11 protein-coding genes are annotated in these 15,760 nt (G+C 70.6%); 5 read left to right on the top strand and 6 right to left on the bottom strand.

Annotated elements, in window-relative coordinates; genetic code table 11:
• Positions 1-26: 26 nt before the first annotated feature.
• The 4 genes from ACFWM7_RS24415 to ACFWM7_RS24400 form a co-directional block, all read right to left on the bottom strand.
• Positions 27-1,637, bottom strand: coding sequence for an FAD-dependent oxidoreductase (locus tag ACFWM7_RS24415; protein ID WP_383263894.1), 1,611 nt, complete (start codon positions 1,635-1,637; stop codon positions 27-29).
• Between the two features lie 14 nt (positions 1,638-1,651).
• Positions 1,652-3,196 (bottom strand): glycerol kinase GlpK, encoded by a 1,545-nt coding sequence (glpK, locus tag ACFWM7_RS24410; protein ID WP_205082102.1) that lies wholly within the window; start codon positions 3,194-3,196, stop codon positions 1,652-1,654.
• Positions 3,197-3,238: 42 nt separating this feature from the next.
• A complete protein-coding gene (locus ACFWM7_RS24405; RefSeq protein ID WP_383263891.1) occupies positions 3,239-4,030 on the bottom strand; it encodes an MIP/aquaporin family protein in 792 nt (263 codons plus the stop codon).
• A 340-nt stretch (positions 4,031-4,370) separates the two neighbouring features.
• On the bottom strand, positions 4,371-5,135 hold the full coding sequence (locus ACFWM7_RS24400; protein ID WP_383263889.1) for an IclR family transcriptional regulator: 765 nt from the start codon (positions 5,133-5,135) through the stop codon (positions 4,371-4,373).
• Positions 5,136-5,386: 251 nt separating this feature from the next.
• Between ACFWM7_RS24400 and metH the strand changes: the two genes are divergently transcribed.
• From metH to ACFWM7_RS24385, 3 genes are all read left to right on the top strand, one after another.
• Complete coding sequence (gene metH, locus ACFWM7_RS24395) at positions 5,387-8,902, top strand: methionine synthase (RefSeq protein WP_383263886.1); 3,516 nt, start codon at positions 5,387-5,389, stop codon at positions 8,900-8,902.
• Between the two features lie 144 nt (positions 8,903-9,046).
• Positions 9,047-9,757: an HAD family hydrolase gene (locus ACFWM7_RS24390; RefSeq protein WP_383263883.1), complete on the top strand. Its 711-nt coding sequence runs from the start codon at positions 9,047-9,049 to the stop codon at positions 9,755-9,757.
• A 307-nt stretch (positions 9,758-10,064) separates the two neighbouring features.
• Positions 10,065-11,663, top strand: coding sequence for an ABC transporter substrate-binding protein (locus tag ACFWM7_RS24385; protein WP_383263880.1), 1,599 nt, complete (start codon positions 10,065-10,067; stop codon positions 11,661-11,663).
• Positions 11,664-11,755: 92 nt separating this feature from the next.
• Here the strand turns inward: ACFWM7_RS24385 and ACFWM7_RS24380 are convergent, their stop codons facing one another.
• On the bottom strand, positions 11,756-12,427 hold the full coding sequence (locus ACFWM7_RS24380) for a response regulator transcription factor (protein ID WP_073769744.1): 672 nt from the start codon (positions 12,425-12,427) through the stop codon (positions 11,756-11,758).
• A gap of 9 nt (positions 12,428-12,436) precedes the next feature.
• A complete protein-coding gene (locus ACFWM7_RS24375) occupies positions 12,437-13,282 on the bottom strand; it encodes a RecB family exonuclease (protein ID WP_383263876.1) in 846 nt (281 codons plus the stop codon).
• Positions 13,283-13,459: 177 nt separating this feature from the next.
• On the opposite strand from ACFWM7_RS24375, the gene ACFWM7_RS24370 reads away from it, so the two are divergent.
• Both ACFWM7_RS24370 and ACFWM7_RS24365 read left to right on the top strand, forming a co-directional pair.
• The gene (locus ACFWM7_RS24370; RefSeq protein ID WP_383263873.1) at positions 13,460-14,710 is read left to right on the top strand and encodes a site-2 protease family protein; all 1,251 of its coding nucleotides are present in this window, start codon (positions 13,460-13,462) and stop codon (positions 14,708-14,710) included.
• 83 nt (positions 14,711-14,793) lie between these two features.
• Positions 14,794-15,711: a tRNA (adenine-N1)-methyltransferase gene (locus tag ACFWM7_RS24365; protein ID WP_003970161.1), complete on the top strand. Its 918-nt coding sequence runs from the start codon at positions 14,794-14,796 to the stop codon at positions 15,709-15,711.
• Positions 15,712-15,760 lie beyond the last annotated feature (49 nt).

The raw sequence follows: 15,760 nt of genomic DNA, 5'->3' as shown, positions 1-15,760 counted from the left end.
CCGTCCGCGTACCCGTGGGGGGTGGATCAGTCCCGGTCGGCCAGCAGCTTCTCGACGCCGTCGCGGACGTCGTCCGTCGCCAGGCCCCGGATCGTCAGCGTGGTCCGGCGGCGCAGCACGTCGTCCGCCGTCTCGGCCCACTCGTGGTCCCGGGCGTAGGCGACCTGGGCCCAGATCTCCGGGGCGTCCGGGTGGACGCGCTCGGCGAGGGCCGGGTTCTCGTTCGCCAGGCGGGCGATGTCGAAGGCGAGCGAGCCGTAGTGCGTGGCCAGGTGGCGGGCGGTGTCCGGGGCCATCCGGGGGCCGGGGGCCGGCCCGTCGATCAGCAGGCGGTGGGCGACCGCGTTCGGGTTGGCGATACCGGGGAGCGGCAGCTTCCGCGGCAGTCGGTTCATCGGCTCCATGTCCTCGGCCAGCGGGTGCCCGGGCAGGGCGGCCAGCTTGTTCATGACCGTACGGCCGATGTGACGGAAGGTCGTCCACTTGCCGCCCGCGACCGACAGCATCCCGCCGCGGCCCTCGGTGACGACCGTCTCGCGCTTGGCCTTGGAGGTGTCGCCGGGCCCGCCGGGCAGCACCCGCAGACCCGCGAAGGAGTACGTGATCAGATCGCGCGACAGCTGCTGGTCCTTGATCGAGAACGCCGCCTCGTCGAGGATCTGCGCGGTGTCGGCCTCGGTCACCGAGACGTCAGCCGGGTCGCCCTCGTACTCCTCGTCCGTCGTGCCGAGGAGCAGCATGTCCTCCCACGGCAGCGCGAAGGTGATGCGGTACTTGTCGATCGGGGTGGCCAGTGCCGCCCGCCACGGCCGGGTCCGCTTGAGGACCAGGTGGGCGCCCTTGGAGAGGCGGATGGAGGGGGCCGCGTTCGGGTCCTCCAGCTTGCGGAGGTGGTCGACCCAGGGGCCGGTGGCGTTCAGGACGAGGCGGGCGTCGACGCCGAACTCGGTGCCGTCGGTGCTGTCCTTCAGCTCGGCGCCGGTGACCCGGCCCCGGGTGAAGCGCAGCCCGGTGACGGCCGCGTGGTTGAGGACGACCGCGCCCGCGTCGACGGCCGCGCGGACCGTCATCAGAGCCATGCGGGCGTCGTTCATCTGGTCGTCGCGGTAGACCGCGACCGCCTTCAGATCGTCCGTACGCAGCTCGGGAACATCGCGCTGGGCCTTGGCCGGGGAGATGACGTGGCCGACGCCGTCGCCGAACGCGGAGAGCGCGGAGTAGGCGAAGACGCCCGCGCCGAGCTTGGCCGCGCCGTGCGGGCCGCCCTTGTAGACGGGCAGGTAGAAGGTGAGCGGGTTGGCCAGGTGCGGGGCCACCTCGCGGGAGACCGCGCGCCGCTCGAAGTGGTTCTCCGCGACCAGCTTCACCGCACCGGTCTGGAGGTAGCGCAGACCGCCGTGGAGGAGCTTGGAGGAGGCGGAGGAGGTGGCGCCGGCGAAGTCGCCGGCGTCCACCAGTGCCACCCGCAGCCCGGACTGCGCGGCATGCCAGGCGGTGGAGATGCCCAGGATGCCGCCGCCGATGACCAGGAGGTCGTACGTGGCCCGGGACAGCTGGTCCCGGGTCTCGGCGCGGCTCGGCAGCGAGCCGGAGGCCGGGTGCGTTCCGAGGGCGGGAACGCTCTGCAGGGTGGTCATGGTGATGCTCCTCGTCAGCTTTCTTCGTCCTCGACCCAGCCCATGGTCCGTTCGACGGCCTTGAGCCAGCTCTTGTACTCGCGGGCACGGGTGTCCGCGTCCATGCGGGGTGTCCACTCGGCGGCCCGGCGCCAGTTGGCGCGCAGCGCGTCGGTGTCCGGCCAGAAGCCGACGGCCAGACCGGCGGCGTAGGCGGCGCCGAGGCAGGTGGTCTCGGCGACCATGGGGCGCACCACGGGCGCGTCCAGGAAGTCGGCGAGCGTCTGCATCAGCAGGTTGTTGGACGTCATGCCGCCGTCGACCTTGAGCGCGGTCAGCTCGACGCCGGAGTCCTTCGTCATGGCGTCGCTGATCTCGCGGGTCTGCCAGGCGGTGGCCTCCAGGACGGCACGGGCGATGTGCGCCTTGGTGACGTAACGGGTGAGACCGGTGATCACGCCCCGGGCGTCGGGACGCCAGTAGGGGGCGAAGAGACCGGAGAAGGCGGGCACGAAGTAGGCGCCGCCGTTGTCCTCGACCGAGGAGGCCAGCGTCTCGATCTCGGCGGCCGACTTGATCAGGCCCATCTGGTCGCGCATCCACTGCACCAGCGAACCGGTGACCGCGATGGAGCCCTCCAGCGCGTACACCGGGGGCTTGTCGCCGATCTGGTAACCGACGGTGGTGAGCAGCCCGTTGTACGAGTTCACCGGGGTGCCACCGGTGTTCATCAGCATGAAGGTGCCGGTGCCGTACGTGGACTTGGCCTCGCCCTCGGCGAAACAGGTCTGGCCGAAAAGGGCCGCCTGCTGGTCGCCGAGCGCGGAGGCGACCGGCACGCCGTCGAGAATGCCGCCCTTGGCGTGGCCGTACACCTCGGCGGAGGAGCGGATCTCGGGGAGGACCGCGGCCGGGATGCCGATGGAGGAGAGGATCTTCTCGTCCCACGCCATCGTGTGCAGGTTCATCAGGAGGGTGCGCGAGGCGTTGGTGACGTCGGTGACGTGGACGCCGCCGTCGGTGCCGCCCGTGAGGTTCCAGATGACCCAGGAGTCCATGGTCCCGAAGAGGATGTCGCCGGCCTCGGCGCGCTCACGCAGCCCCTCGACGTTGTCGAGCAGCCAGCGGACCTTGGGTCCGGCGAAGTACGAGGCGAGCGGCAGCCCGGTCTCGCGGCGGAACCGGTCCTGGCCCACGTTGCGGCCGAGCTCCTTGCAGAGCGCGTCGGTACGGGTGTCCTGCCAGACCAGGGCGTTGTGCACCGGCTCGCCGGTGTTCTTGTCCCACATCAGCGTGGTCTCGCGCTGGTTGGTGATGCCGATCGCCTTGACGTCGGCGGAGGTGATGCCGGCCTTGACGATGGCCCCGGCGACGACCTCCTGGACGTTCTCCCAGATCTCGGTCGCGTCGTGCTCGACCCAGCCCGGCTTCGGGAAGATCTGCTCGTGCTCCTTCTGGTCGACGGAGACGATCCGGCCGTCCTTGTCGAAGACGATGCAGCGGCTGGAGGTGGTGCCCTGGTCGATGGCCGCGATGAACGGCCCGGTGCCGTGGGTGCCGGTGGTGTGTGCGTCGGTCACGGTGTGCTCCCGGAAGTCTGTGAAGGGGTGATGAGGGTGCGGCTAGGCGAAGGCGAGGTTGTAGAGCCCGCCGGCGAGTGCGCCGCCGACGAGCGGACCCACGATGGGTACCCACGCGTAGCCCCAGTCCGAACCACCCTTGTTGGGCAGCGGCAGCAGGGAGTGCACGATGCGCGGACCGAGGTCGCGGACCGGGTTGATCGCGTAGCCGGTCGGCCCGCCGAGCGAGAGGCCGATGCCGACGACGACCAGGGCGGTGATCAGCGCGCCGAGCACGCCGAGGCCGTTGCCCTCGTCGTTGAGGCCCTGGGTCAGGATCGCCAGGACCAGCACGACGGTGGCGATGATCTCGGTGACGACGTTCTGCACGCCGTTGCGGATCTCGGGTCCGGTGGAGAAGATCCCGAGCACCGGGCCGGCCTTGGGGGCGGCGGTCTGGTCGACCATCGCCTCGTCGGTCGGCTGCGCCTCGATGATCTCGGGGTCGGTGAGGTGGGCGTGGAACTGCCCGTAGTACACCGCCCAGACCAGCAGAGCGCCGATCATCGCGCCGAGCAGCTGCGAGCCGAGGTAGAGGGGGACGTCGCCCCACTCCGTGCCGCCCTGGATGGCCAGGCCGACCGTGACCGCGGGGTTGAGGTGGGCGCCCGATACGCCGCCGGCGAGGTAGGCGCCCGTCAGCACGGCGAAGCCCCACCCGAAGGTGATGGCCAGCCAGCCGGCGTTGTGAGCCTTCGAGCGCTTCAGCGTGACGGCGGCACAGACACCGCCGCCGAGCAGGATGAGTACGGCGGTACCTATGGTCTCGCCGATGAAAATGTCGGAGCTGGACACCCGCGACTCCTTTGTCCTTCGTCCAGGGGAGAGCGGATCACCGGTCCCGCCGGTGTTCCGCGCCCCAGATGGGTATCCACGAAGCGTGGGCAGCCCACCTGTAAGGGCTTGACCGGCCCTTGGCACTGTCACACCCTAACGCGTATTGCCGTTAGGCGTTCGACAATGCCGACCGTTGAACGGCAGTGTTTCCCCGAAGTGAAGGAAGCGTCAAGGGTTCTGTGGCCCACGACTCGGTGCGCGACGGGATCGTTACCGGCGGTGGGCGGGGTTCGGCGTACGAGGAGGCGGGCCGGCGGCCGGCCGCAGGGAAACCCGGGGGAGCGGGCCGTGCCGGCCGTCAGAAGCGGCCGGCGCCCAGATCCCGGGAGACCGCGCGGGCGCAGTCCCGTACGGCCGCGATCAGCTCCGGGCGCAGCGTGCCGCCCGGGGCCACCCGCTCCACCGCACCGGTCACGGCGACCGCGCCCACCGGCATCCTGCGCCGGTCGTGCACGGGGGCGGCCACGGCGGCGACGCCCTCCCAGGTCTCCTCGGCGTCGGCGGCCCAGCCCTGGGCCCGGATCAGGTCCAGCATCGACTCGAACTCGTCGGCGGCGGTGACGGTGCGGCCGGTGAAGGAGCGGCGCTCCGCCTCCATGACCTCGCTGTGGGCCACCGGGTCGTACGCGGACAGCACCTTGCCCAGCGCCGTGGAGTGCAGCGGCTGCATCGCCCCGACCTCCAGCACCTGGCGGCTGTCGTCGGGCCGGAAGACGTGGTGGACGATCAGCACGCCGTGCTGGTGCAGCACTCCGAGGTGGACGCTCTCGCCGCTGGAGCGGGCCAGGTCGTCCGTCCAGACCAGGGCGCGAGCCCGCAGCTCGTGGACGTCCAGATAGCTGTTGCCGAGGCGCAGCAGCTCCGCGCCCAGCTGGTAGCGGCCCGACGTCGCGTCCTGCTCGACGAAGCCCTCCAGTTGGAGCGTGCGCAGAATGCCGTGCGCGGTGCCCTTGGCCAGCCCCAGCGAGGAGGCGATGTCGGAGAGCCCGAGCCGGCGCTCGCCGCCCGCCAGCAGACGCAGCATCGCGGCCGCCCGCTCCAGCGACTGGATGTTCTTGGCCATCGCGCCGTACTCCTCCACCTCGGTTCGACAATGCTGAACACTATCGGTCGATGCCGACCTGCGCCGGACTCCGGGGGAAAGTCTCCGCCACCCGGGCGCACGCGCCGCACCCGGCACAGCATGCGGTCCGTACGGGGTCCGTCCTCTGGACGCCCCTACGGTCCCGGGCGCCGTCCGGCTACGCTGGCGAGGTGCGCCTTCCCCAAGAAGGACGCAAAGCCGACAGCCGTCGCATCCCTGGGAGATCATCCATGGCCTCGTTGCCGACATCCGCCGCCGACAGCCGCACCCGCGCAGACGCACTCCGAGAGGCACTCGCCACCCGCGTGGTGGTGGCCGACGGGGCGATGGGCACCATGCTCCAGGCACAGGACCCCACGCTGGAGGACTTCGAGAACCTCGAAGGCTGCAACGAGATCCTCAACATCACCCGGCCCGACATCGTGCGCTCGGTCCACGAGGAGTATTTCGCGGTCGGCGTCGACTGCGTCGAGACCAACACCTTCGGCGCGAACCACTCCGCCGCCAACGAGTACGAGATCGCCGACCGGATCTTCGAGCTCTCCGAGTCGGGCGCCCGGATCGCCCGCGAGGTCGCCGACGAGTTCGGGGCCAAGGACGGCCGCCAGCGCTGGGTCCTCGGCTCGATCGGCCCCGGCACCAAGCTGCCCTCGCTCGGCCACATCACGTACGACGTCCTGCGCGACGGCTACCAGCAGAACGCCGAGGGCCTCCTCGCGGGCGGCTCCGACGCGCTGATCGTCGAGACCACCCAGGACCTGCTGCAGACCAAGTCCAGCATCATCGGCGCGCGCCGGGCGATGGACGCCCTCGGCCTCCAGGTGCCGCTGATCTGCTCCCTCGCCTTCGAGACGACCGGCGTCATGCTGCTGGGCTCCGAGATCGGCGCGGCCCTGACCGCCCTGGAGCCGCTGGGCATCGACCTGATCGGGCTCAACTGCTCGACCGGCCCGGACGAGATGAGCGAGCACCTGCGCTACCTCGCCCGCCACTCCCGTACGCCCCTGATGTGCATGCCCAACGCCGGCCTGCCCGTCCTCACCAAGGACGGCGCGCACTTCCCCCTCGGCCCCGACGGTCTCGCCGACTCCCAGGAGCACTTCGTCCGGGACTACGGGCTCTCCCTCATCGGCGGCTGCTGCGGTACGACCCCCGAGCACCTGCGGGCCGTCGTCGACCGCGCCCGCGAGCTGACGCCGACCGAGCGCGACCCGCGCCCCGAGCCCGGCGCGGCCTCCCTCTACCAGCACATCCCCTTCCGCCAGGACACCGCCTACCTGGCCATCGGGGAGCGCACCAACGCCAACGGCTCCAAGAAGTTCCGCGAGGCCATGCTGGAGGCCCGCTGGGACGACTGCGTGGAGATGGCCCGCGACCAGATCCGCGAGGGCGCGCACATGCTCGACCTCTGCGTCGACTACGTGGGCCGCGACGGCGTCGCCGACATGGCCGAGCTGGCCGGCCGCTTCGCGACCGCCTCCACCCTGCCGATCGTGCTGGACTCCACCGAGCTGCCCGTCCTGCGCGCCGGCCTGGAGAAGCTCGGCGGCCGGGCCGTGCTGAACTCGGTCAACTACGAGGACGGCGACGGCCCCGAGTCCCGCTTCGCGCAGGTCAGCGCCCTGGCCGCCGAGCACGGCGCCGCCCTGATCGCGCTGACGATCGACGAGGAGGGCCAGGCCCGCACCGTCGAGCACAAGGTCGCCATCGCCGAGCGGCTGATCGAGGACCTCACCGCCAACTGGGGAATCCGCGAGTCCGACATCCTCATCGACACCCTGACCTTCACCATCTGCACCGGCCAGGAGGAGTCCCGCGGCGACGGCATCGCCACCATCGGGGCCATCCGCGAGCTGAAGAAGCGCCACCCCGACGTCCAGACCACGCTGGGCCTCTCCAACATCTCCTTCGGCCTCAACCCGGCCGCCCGCGTCGTGCTGAACTCCGTCTTCCTCGACGAGTGCGTCAAGGCGGGCCTGGACTCCGCGATCGTGCACGCCTCGAAGATCCTGCCGATCGCCCGGCTGGAGGAGGAGCAGGTCAAGGTCGCCCTCGACCTGATCTACGACCGCCGCGCCGAGGGCTACGACCCCCTCCAGAAGCTCATGGAGCTGTTCGAGGGCGTCAACATGAAGTCGATGAAGGCGGGCAAGGCCGAGGAGCTGATGGCCCTCCCGCTGGACGAGCGGCTCCAGCGCCGCATCATCGACGGCGAGAAGAACGGTCTGGAAGCCGACCTCGACGAGGCCCTCCAGGACAGCCCCGCCCTCGACATCGTCAACAACACGCTGCTGGAAGGCATGAAGGTCGTCGGCGAGCTGTTCGGCTCCGGCCAGATGCAGCTGCCGTTCGTCCTCCAGTCCGCCGAGGTCATGAAGAGCGCGGTGGCCCACCTGGAGCCGCACATGGAGAAGTCCGACGACGAGGGCAAGGGCACCATCGTGCTGGCCACCGTCCGCGGCGACGTCCACGACATCGGCAAGAACCTCGTCGACATCATCCTCTCCAACAACGGCTACAACGTCGTCAACCTCGGCATCAAGCAGCCCGTCTCCGCGATCCTGGAAGCCGCCGAGGAGCACCGCGCCGACGTCATCGGCATGTCCGGTCTCCTGGTGAAGTCCACCGTGATCATGAAGGAGAACCTCCAGGAGCTGAACCAGCGCAAGATGGCCGCGGACTTCCCGGTCATCCTCGGTGGCGCCGCGCTGACCAGGGCCTACGTCGAGCAGGACCTGCACGAGATCTACGAGGGCGAGGTCCGCTACGCCCGGGACGCCTTCGAGGGGCTGCGCCTCATGGACGCGCTCATCGGCGTCAAGCGCGGCGTTCCGGGTGCGGTCCTGCCCGAGCTGAAGCAGCGCCGGGTACCGAAGAAGGACGTCGTGGCGGTGCTGGAGGTCGAAGAGCCCGAGGGCTCGGTGCGCTCGGACGTCTCCATCACCAACCCCATCCCCGAGCCGCCGTTCCGCGGCACCCGGGTCATCAAGGGCATCCCGCTCAAGGAGTACGCCTCCTGGCTCGACGAGGGCGCCCTCTTCAAGGGCCAGTGGGGCCTCAAGCAGGCCAGGACCGGCGACGGACCGACGTACGAGGAGCTGGTGGAGACCGAGGGACGCCCGCACCTGCGCGGCTGGCTCGACCACCTCCAGTCCAACAACCTCCTGGAAGCCGCCGTCGTCTACGGCTACTTCCCCTGCGTCTCCAAGGGCGAGGACCTGATCCTCCTCCACGAGGACGGCTCCGAGCGCACCCGCTTCACCTTCCCGCGCCAGCGCCGCGGCCGCCGCCTCTGCCTCGCCGACTTCTTCCGCCCCGAGGAGTCCGGCGAGACCGATGTCATCGGCCTCCAGATCGTCACCGTCGGCTCCCGGATCGGGGAGGCCACCGCCGAGCTGTTCGCCGCCAACTCCTACCGCGACTACCTGGAGCTTCACGGCCTCTCCGTCCAGCTCGCCGAGGCGCTCGCCGAGTACTGGCACGCCCGGGTCCGCAGCGAGCTGGGCTTCGCGGGGGAGGACCCGGCGGACGTCGAGGACATGTTCGCGCTGAAGTACCGCGGCGCACGGTTCTCGCTCGGTTACGGGGCGTGCCCGGACCTGGAGGACCGGGCGAAGATCGCCGACCTCCTCCAGCCGGAGCGGATCGGCGTGCACCTCTCGGAGGAGTTCCAGCTCCACCCGGAGCAGTCCACCGACGCCATCGTCATCCACCACCCCGAGGCCAAATACTTCAACGCCCGGTAACCCCCGTATGCCGGCTGCGGCCCCGCGCCTTCAGCGCACCGCGGCCGGACACGTCGTACACTGGTCGGTCCAGTGCAGGCCGGTCGCCCTCCCACTTCTGGGAATGGCGGCCGGCCTTCTCGTCCCTTACGGAAGGTGTGCCGGATGACCAGTACGGTCCCCGCGTCCTTGACCCGCACGGCCGAAGGCGCCGCCCTGCAGGCGGTCCTTCTCGACATGGACGGAACCCTGGTCGATACCGAGGGCTTCTGGTGGGACGTGGAGAAAGACGTCTTCGCCGGACTCGGGCACCGGCTGGAGGAGTCCTGGCGGGACGTGGTCGTCGGCGGTCCGATGACCCGCAGCGCCGGCTACCTCATCGACGTCACCGGCGCCGACATCCGGCTGGAGGAGCTGACCGTCCTGCTCAACGACGGATTCGAGAGCCGCATCAGCCGGGGTGTGCCGCTGATGCCCGGGGCCGAACGGCTGCTCGCCGAACTGGCCGCCTACGAGGTGCCCACCGCGCTCGTCTCGGCCTCCCACCGCCGGATCATCGACCGGGTGCTGGACTCGGTCGGCCACCACCACTTCGCGCTCACCGTCGCGGGCGACGAGGTCGCCCGGACCAAGCCCCACCCCGAGCCCTACCTCACCGCCGCCGCGGGCTTCGGCGCCGACCCCTGGCGCTGCGCCGTCATCGAGGACACCGCGACCGGTGTGGCCGCCGCCGAGGCCGCCGGCTGCCGGGTCGTCGCCGTGCCGTCCGTCGCCCCCATCGCACCGGCGGCCGGACGCGTGGTCGTCGGCTCCCTCGAAGAGGTCGACCTCGCCTTCCTGCGGGGACTCATCACCGGATCGAGCGGAACGGGCTGAGCGGAGCACGGGCGCCGGCTTGTGAACGAACAGTGGATTTTCTGCTCCCCTCCGTGTGCGTTCCGGCAGCGTTCCGTGGATGTGGATCAGTCGCAGGATGCATATGTGAAGAGGGCGGGCGGGTGACCTTCCTCACCCGGAAGCCTCCGGCGGCCCGCCGGGATCGGGTGAGCTGTCCGTAATGATGATCATATGTCGGCCCTGCCGGTCGCCGGGGGAGCGTGAGCCGCCCGCCGGACGGTCGGAGGGGCCACCCACGGCTACTAACTTTGATTCCTCACCTGCCGGGATGAGGGAGAACGTCCAGATGAACCGCAAGACCCTGGTGCTGCCGGCCGTGGTCGGCCTGCTCGCCCCCGTGCTCGCCGCCTGCGGCAGCACGGACAGCGGCGCCGGTGGCAAGGGGGCCATCGTCGTCGGCACCACGGATCAGCTCGTGGCCTCGAAGGAGAACCCCGCGCCGCTGGACCCGGCCATCGGCTACGAAGCGGGCGTCTGGAACGTCCTGCGGCAGACCGTGCAGACCCTGACCGCGGTGCCCAACGGCGGCGGCGAGCCGGTGCCCGAGGCCGCCCGCAGCTGCACCTTCACCGACACCGCGAACGAGAGCTACCGCTGCACCCTGCGCGCGGGCCTCACCTTCGCCGACGGGACGCCCGTCACCGCCGAGGACGTGAAGCACTCCATCCAGCGCGTCATCGACATCGACTCGGACAGCGGGCCGGTCGGTCTGCTCGCCAACATCGACATGATCGAGACCAAGGGCGAGGACCAGGTGATCTTCCACCTGAAAACGCCCGACGCCACGTTCCCGTACAAGCTCGCCACCCCCGCCGCCGGCATCGTCCCGAAGGCGGACTACCCGGCGAAGACGGCACGCGCCGGCTTCCAGGTCAACGGCTCCGGCCCGTACACCATGAAGCCGCAGGTCGAGGACGGCCGGGTCGTCAAGATCGCCTTCGACAAGAACCCCTCGTACAAGGGCGAGCTGAAGGTGCTCAACGACAAGGTCGAGATGGACCTCTTCCCCGACGCCGAGGCCATGGGCAAGGCGCTCGACGAGGAGAAGATCCACATGATGACCCGGGCGATGTCGCCCGAGCAGGCCCGCGACATGCTCGTGGACCCGAAGGAGGGCATCGACCTCACCGAGCTGCCCGGACTGGCCATCAGCTACCTCGGGTTCAACACCAAGGACCCCGTGGTCAACAAGGCCGTCCGGCAGGCCATGGCGCAGATCATCGACCGCGGCGAGATCGCGGGCAAGGTGTACGGCACCACCGCCGAACCGCTCTACTCGCTGATCCCCTCCAGCATCGCCGGGCACACCAACGCCTTCTTCAACAAGTACGGCGAGCCCAGCACCGCCAAGGCCGCGGAGATCCTCCGCGCCGCCGGGATCGACACGCCGGTGAAGTTCACCCTCCACTACACCAACGACCACTACGGCCCGGCCACCGCGGCCGAGTTCAAGGCGATCCAGCAGCAGCTGAACAACTCCGGCCTCTTCGACGTCTCCGTCCAGGGCAAGGAATGGTCGAAGTACCGCCCCGAGCAGAAGCGCGGCGACTACGCGGCCTACGGCATGGGCTGGTTCCCCGACTTCCCGGACCCGGACAACTACACCGCGCCCTTCCTGGACGCGAACAACTTCCTCAACTCGCCCTACCGGTCGCGCGAGGCGGAGAAGGTCCTCATCCCGCAGTCCCGCCGCGAGGCCGACCGCACCGCCGCCGCCGCCACCTACGAGAAGCTCCAGGACATCGTCGCCACCGACGTGCCGGTGCTCCCGATCTGGCAGGGCAAGCAGTACGTGGCCTCCCGCGACGGGATCGCCGGGGTGGAGCGCTCGGTGAGCGCCACCTCCGAGCTCCAGCTCTGGGAGCTCAACCGGCCCAGCGCCTGAGCCCCGACAGCGAAGCCGTCCGGCCCGCACCCTCCGTACGAGGAGGGGGCGGGCCGGAGGGCTTTCGTGTGTCGTGCCCGAGTGCGGGGCCGCTACTGCGCGCCGGGGCGCACCAGCCCGCTCTCGTACGCGTACACCGCGGCCTGTACCCGGTCGCGCAGGCCCAACTTCGTGAGCACATGGCCCACATGCGTCTTGACCGTCGTCTCGCTGACGAACAGATCCGCCGCGATCTCCGCGTTGGACAGCCCCCGCGCCACCAGCTTCAGCACCTCGACCTCACGGTCCGTCAGCGTGTGCAGGGCGTCCGGCACCGGCTCCTCGCCGGACGGCAGATGGTCCGCGTACTTGTCGAGCAGCCGGCGCGTGATGCTCGGCGCGAGCATCGCCTCGCCCGCCGCCACCACCCGGATCGCCTGCACCAGCTCGGCCGCCGGAGCGTCCTTCAGCAGGAACCCGCTCGCCCCCGCACGCAGCGCCTCCACCACGTACTCGTCGAGATCGAAGGTGGTCAGCACCAGCACCTTCGCCGGGCCGTCCTTCCCGGGACCGGTGATCTGACGGGTCGCCTCCACCCCGTCCATCCGCGGCATCCGGATGTCCATCAGCACCACATCGGGCTGCAGCGCCCGCACCTGGTCGATGGCCTGCAGACCGTCACCGGCCTCGCCGACCACCGCCAGATCGCCCTCGGCCTCCAGAATCATCCGGAAACCGGTGCGCAGCAGAGGCTGGTCGTCGACCAGAAGGACGCGGATCGCCACAGGAACTCCTTAAGGGCCCTCAAGGGCCACGGCTCGGCCGGCCTCGGCCCGGACCGGTCCCATTCTGCCCTGGCCATCCTCACCCGAATCCGCCGGGCGGACCGACAGCGGATAGACCGGGGGAGTCCCGCCGAATTCCGGACACACCGCCTGGTGGTCGCACCAGCCGCACAGCTTCGTCGGCCGGGGCCGCCAGTCACCGGTCTCCGTCGCCAGCCTGATCGCGTCCCACAGCGCCAGCAGCTTGCGCTCCACCCGCTCCAGGTCCGCCACCACCGGGTCGTACGTCATGACGTCCCCGCTGCCCAGATAGACCAGCTGGAGGCGGCGCGGCACCACGCCCTTCAGCCGCCAGATCACCAGCGCGTAGAACGTCATCTGGAACAGCGGCTCCTCGGAATACTCCGGCCGCGGCGCCTTGCCCGTCTTGTAGTCGACGATCCGGACCTCACCGCTCGGCGCGACGTCCACCCGGTCGATCACCCCGCGCAGCCGCAGCCCCGACTCCAGCTCCGTCTCGACGAACATCTCGCGCTCGGCCGGCTCAAGACGCGTCGGGTCCTCCAGCGAGAACCACCGGTCCACCAGCCGCTCCGCCTCGCCCAGCCACCGCGTCAGACGCTCGCCCTCGGCGTCCCCGGCGAACAGATCGCCCAGCTCCGGCTTCGACTCCAGCAGCCGGTCCCACTGGCCGGGAATCAGCGCCCGCGCCCGCGGCGCCGTACGGTCGGCCGCCGGGGCGTCGAAGAGCCGCTCCAGCACCGCATGGACCAGCGTGCCGCGGGTAGCCGCCTCGCTGGGCTTCTCCGGCAGCTTGTCGATGACCCGGAAGCGGTAGAGCAAGGGACACCGCATGAAATCGCTCGCCCGCGACGGCGACAGGGACGAAGGCGGCTGAGGCGGCCGCGGCACGGAAGTCATGACAGAAGACCCTACGGCCCGCCACTGACATCGAGCGGCATACCATCGACGGCAGACCCTCGCACACTGCATGATCGTGGCACAGACCTCTCACCGAACCGAAGGGATCCCGTGGACGACAGCGGCGACAGCGGGCGGCCGCAGCCCGGCGCAGGGGGAACGGCCCCCGGCGCCGATCCCGGCAACGGCAAGCCGAAACGCCCCGCGGAGCCGGGCGGCGGCCTGCTCATGGGCCGCCCCTTCGGCGTGCCCGTCTACGTCGCCCCCAGCTGGTTCGTCGTCGCCGCGCTGATCACCTGGGTCTTCGGCGGCCAGCTCGACCGGGTGCTGCCCGAGCTGGGCGGCGCCCGCTACCTCGTCGCCCTGTTCTTCGCCATCGCCTTCTACGCCTCCGTGCTCGTCCACGAACTGGCCCACACGGTCGCCGCCCTGCGCTACGAACTCCCGGTCCGCCGCATCCAGCTCCAGTTCTTCGGCGGCGTCTCGGAGATCGAGAAGGAGAGCGAGACGCCCGGCCGCGAGTTCGTTCTCGCCTTCGTCGGGCCGCTGCTGTCCCTGGTCCTCGGCGGCGTCTTCTACGGCGCGATGCAGCTCGTCGAGCCCGGCACGGTCCCCGGCGTCCTGCTCGCGGGCCTGATGATCTCCAACCTCATCGTGGCCGCCTTCAACCTGCTGCCAGGACTGCCCCTCGACGGCGGCCGGATGCTCCGCGCCGTCGTCTGGAAGATCACCGGCAAACCCATGAGCGGCACCATCGCCGCGGCCTGGGTCGGCCGCGGCCTCGCCGTCGTCGTCCTCATCGGACTGCCCCTGCTCACCCACACCGGAACGCTCGGCGGCAGCGCCCAGGACATCGGCGGGGTCGAGACCGTCATGGACGCCCTGCTCGCCGCGATCCTCGCCGGCATCATCTGGACCGGCGCCGGGAACAGCCTGCGCATGGCCCGCCTCCGCGAGCACCTGCCCGACCTGAGGGCCCGCACCCTGACCCGCCGAGCCGTCCCCGTCGAGTCCGCCACCCCGCTCTCCGAAGCGCTGCGCCGGGCCAACGAAGCCGGCGCCCGCGCCCTGGTCGTCGTCGACGGACAGGGCAACCCGAAGGGCGTCGTCCGCGAGGCCGCCATCGTCGGCGTCCCCGAACACCGCCGCCCCTGGGTCGCCGTCAGCGGCCTCGCCCAGGACCTCACCGACGGCATGAAGGTCCCCGCCGAACTCGCCGGCGAAGCCCTCCTGGACCGGCTCAAGGCCACCCCCGCCACCGAGTACCTGGTCGTCGAGGAGACCGGTGAGATCTACGGGGTCCTCTCCACCGCCGACGTGGAGCGCGCCTTCGTCAAGGCCATGGCCCGCCCCGGCGCCTGAGCCCCCTGCGCACGGGCGCCGGACGGCCTTCCCGCAGGGGTCCGGGCGGCAGAGGGCCCAGGAATCACCGGTAGGCTGGTCACATGTCTGAACCGACCGGTGCCGCCCGCCGACGTGGGCCCTTCAAGGTCGGGGACCAGGTACAGCTCACCGACCCCAAGGGCCGCCACTACACCTTCACGCTCGAAGCCGGAAAGAACTTCCACACCCATAAGGGTTCTTTCCCGCACGACGAGCTGATCGGTGCTCCCGAGGGCAGTGTTGTCCGCACCACGGGAAACGTCGCCTACCTCGCGCTGCGCCCCCTGCTCCCCGACTACGTCCTGTCCATGCCCCGCGGCGCCGCCGTGGTCTACCCCAAGGACGCGGGCCAGATCCTGGCCTTCGCCGACATCTTCCCCGGCGCGCGCGTCGTGGAGGCCGGGGTCGGATCCGGATCGCTCTCCACCTTCCTGCTGCGCGCCATCGGTGAGCAGGGCATGCTGCACTCCTACGAGCGCCGCGAGGACTTCGCCGAGATCGCCCAGCAGAACGTGGAGCGCTACTTCGGCTCCCCGCACCCGGCCTGGCAGCTGACCGTCGGCGACCTCCAGGACAACCTCTCCGACACCGACGTCGACCGCGTCGTGCTGGACATGCTCGCCCCCTGGGAGTGCCTGGAGGCCGTCTCCAAGGCCCTGGTGCCCGGCGGCATCCTCTGCGCCTACGTCGCCACCACCACCCAGCTCTCGCGCACCGTCGAGTCCATCCGCGAGATCGGCTGCTTCGCCGAACCGCAGCCCTGGGAGTCGATGATCCGCAACTGGCACGTGGAGGGCCTCGCCGTCCGCCCCGACCACCGGATGATCGGCCACACCGGCTTCCTGGTCACCGCCCGCCGCCTCGCGGACGGCGTCGAGCCGCCGCTGCGCCGCCGCCGCCCCTCCAAGGGCGCCTACGGCGAGGACTACGAGGGGCCGGGCAGCCAGAGCCGCGGAGGCTCCGCCGCCGACCGCGGCTGACCCGCACAACGCACCGGCGCCGCCGCGCTGTTCCCCGACCGACCGGGGA

This window comes from Streptomyces sp. NPDC058375 (assembly GCF_042723425.1).
GTDB lineage: Bacteria > Actinomycetota > Actinomycetes > Streptomycetales > Streptomycetaceae > Streptomyces > Streptomyces durocortorensis.
This window is presented reverse-complemented; position numbering and strand designations above follow the sequence as displayed.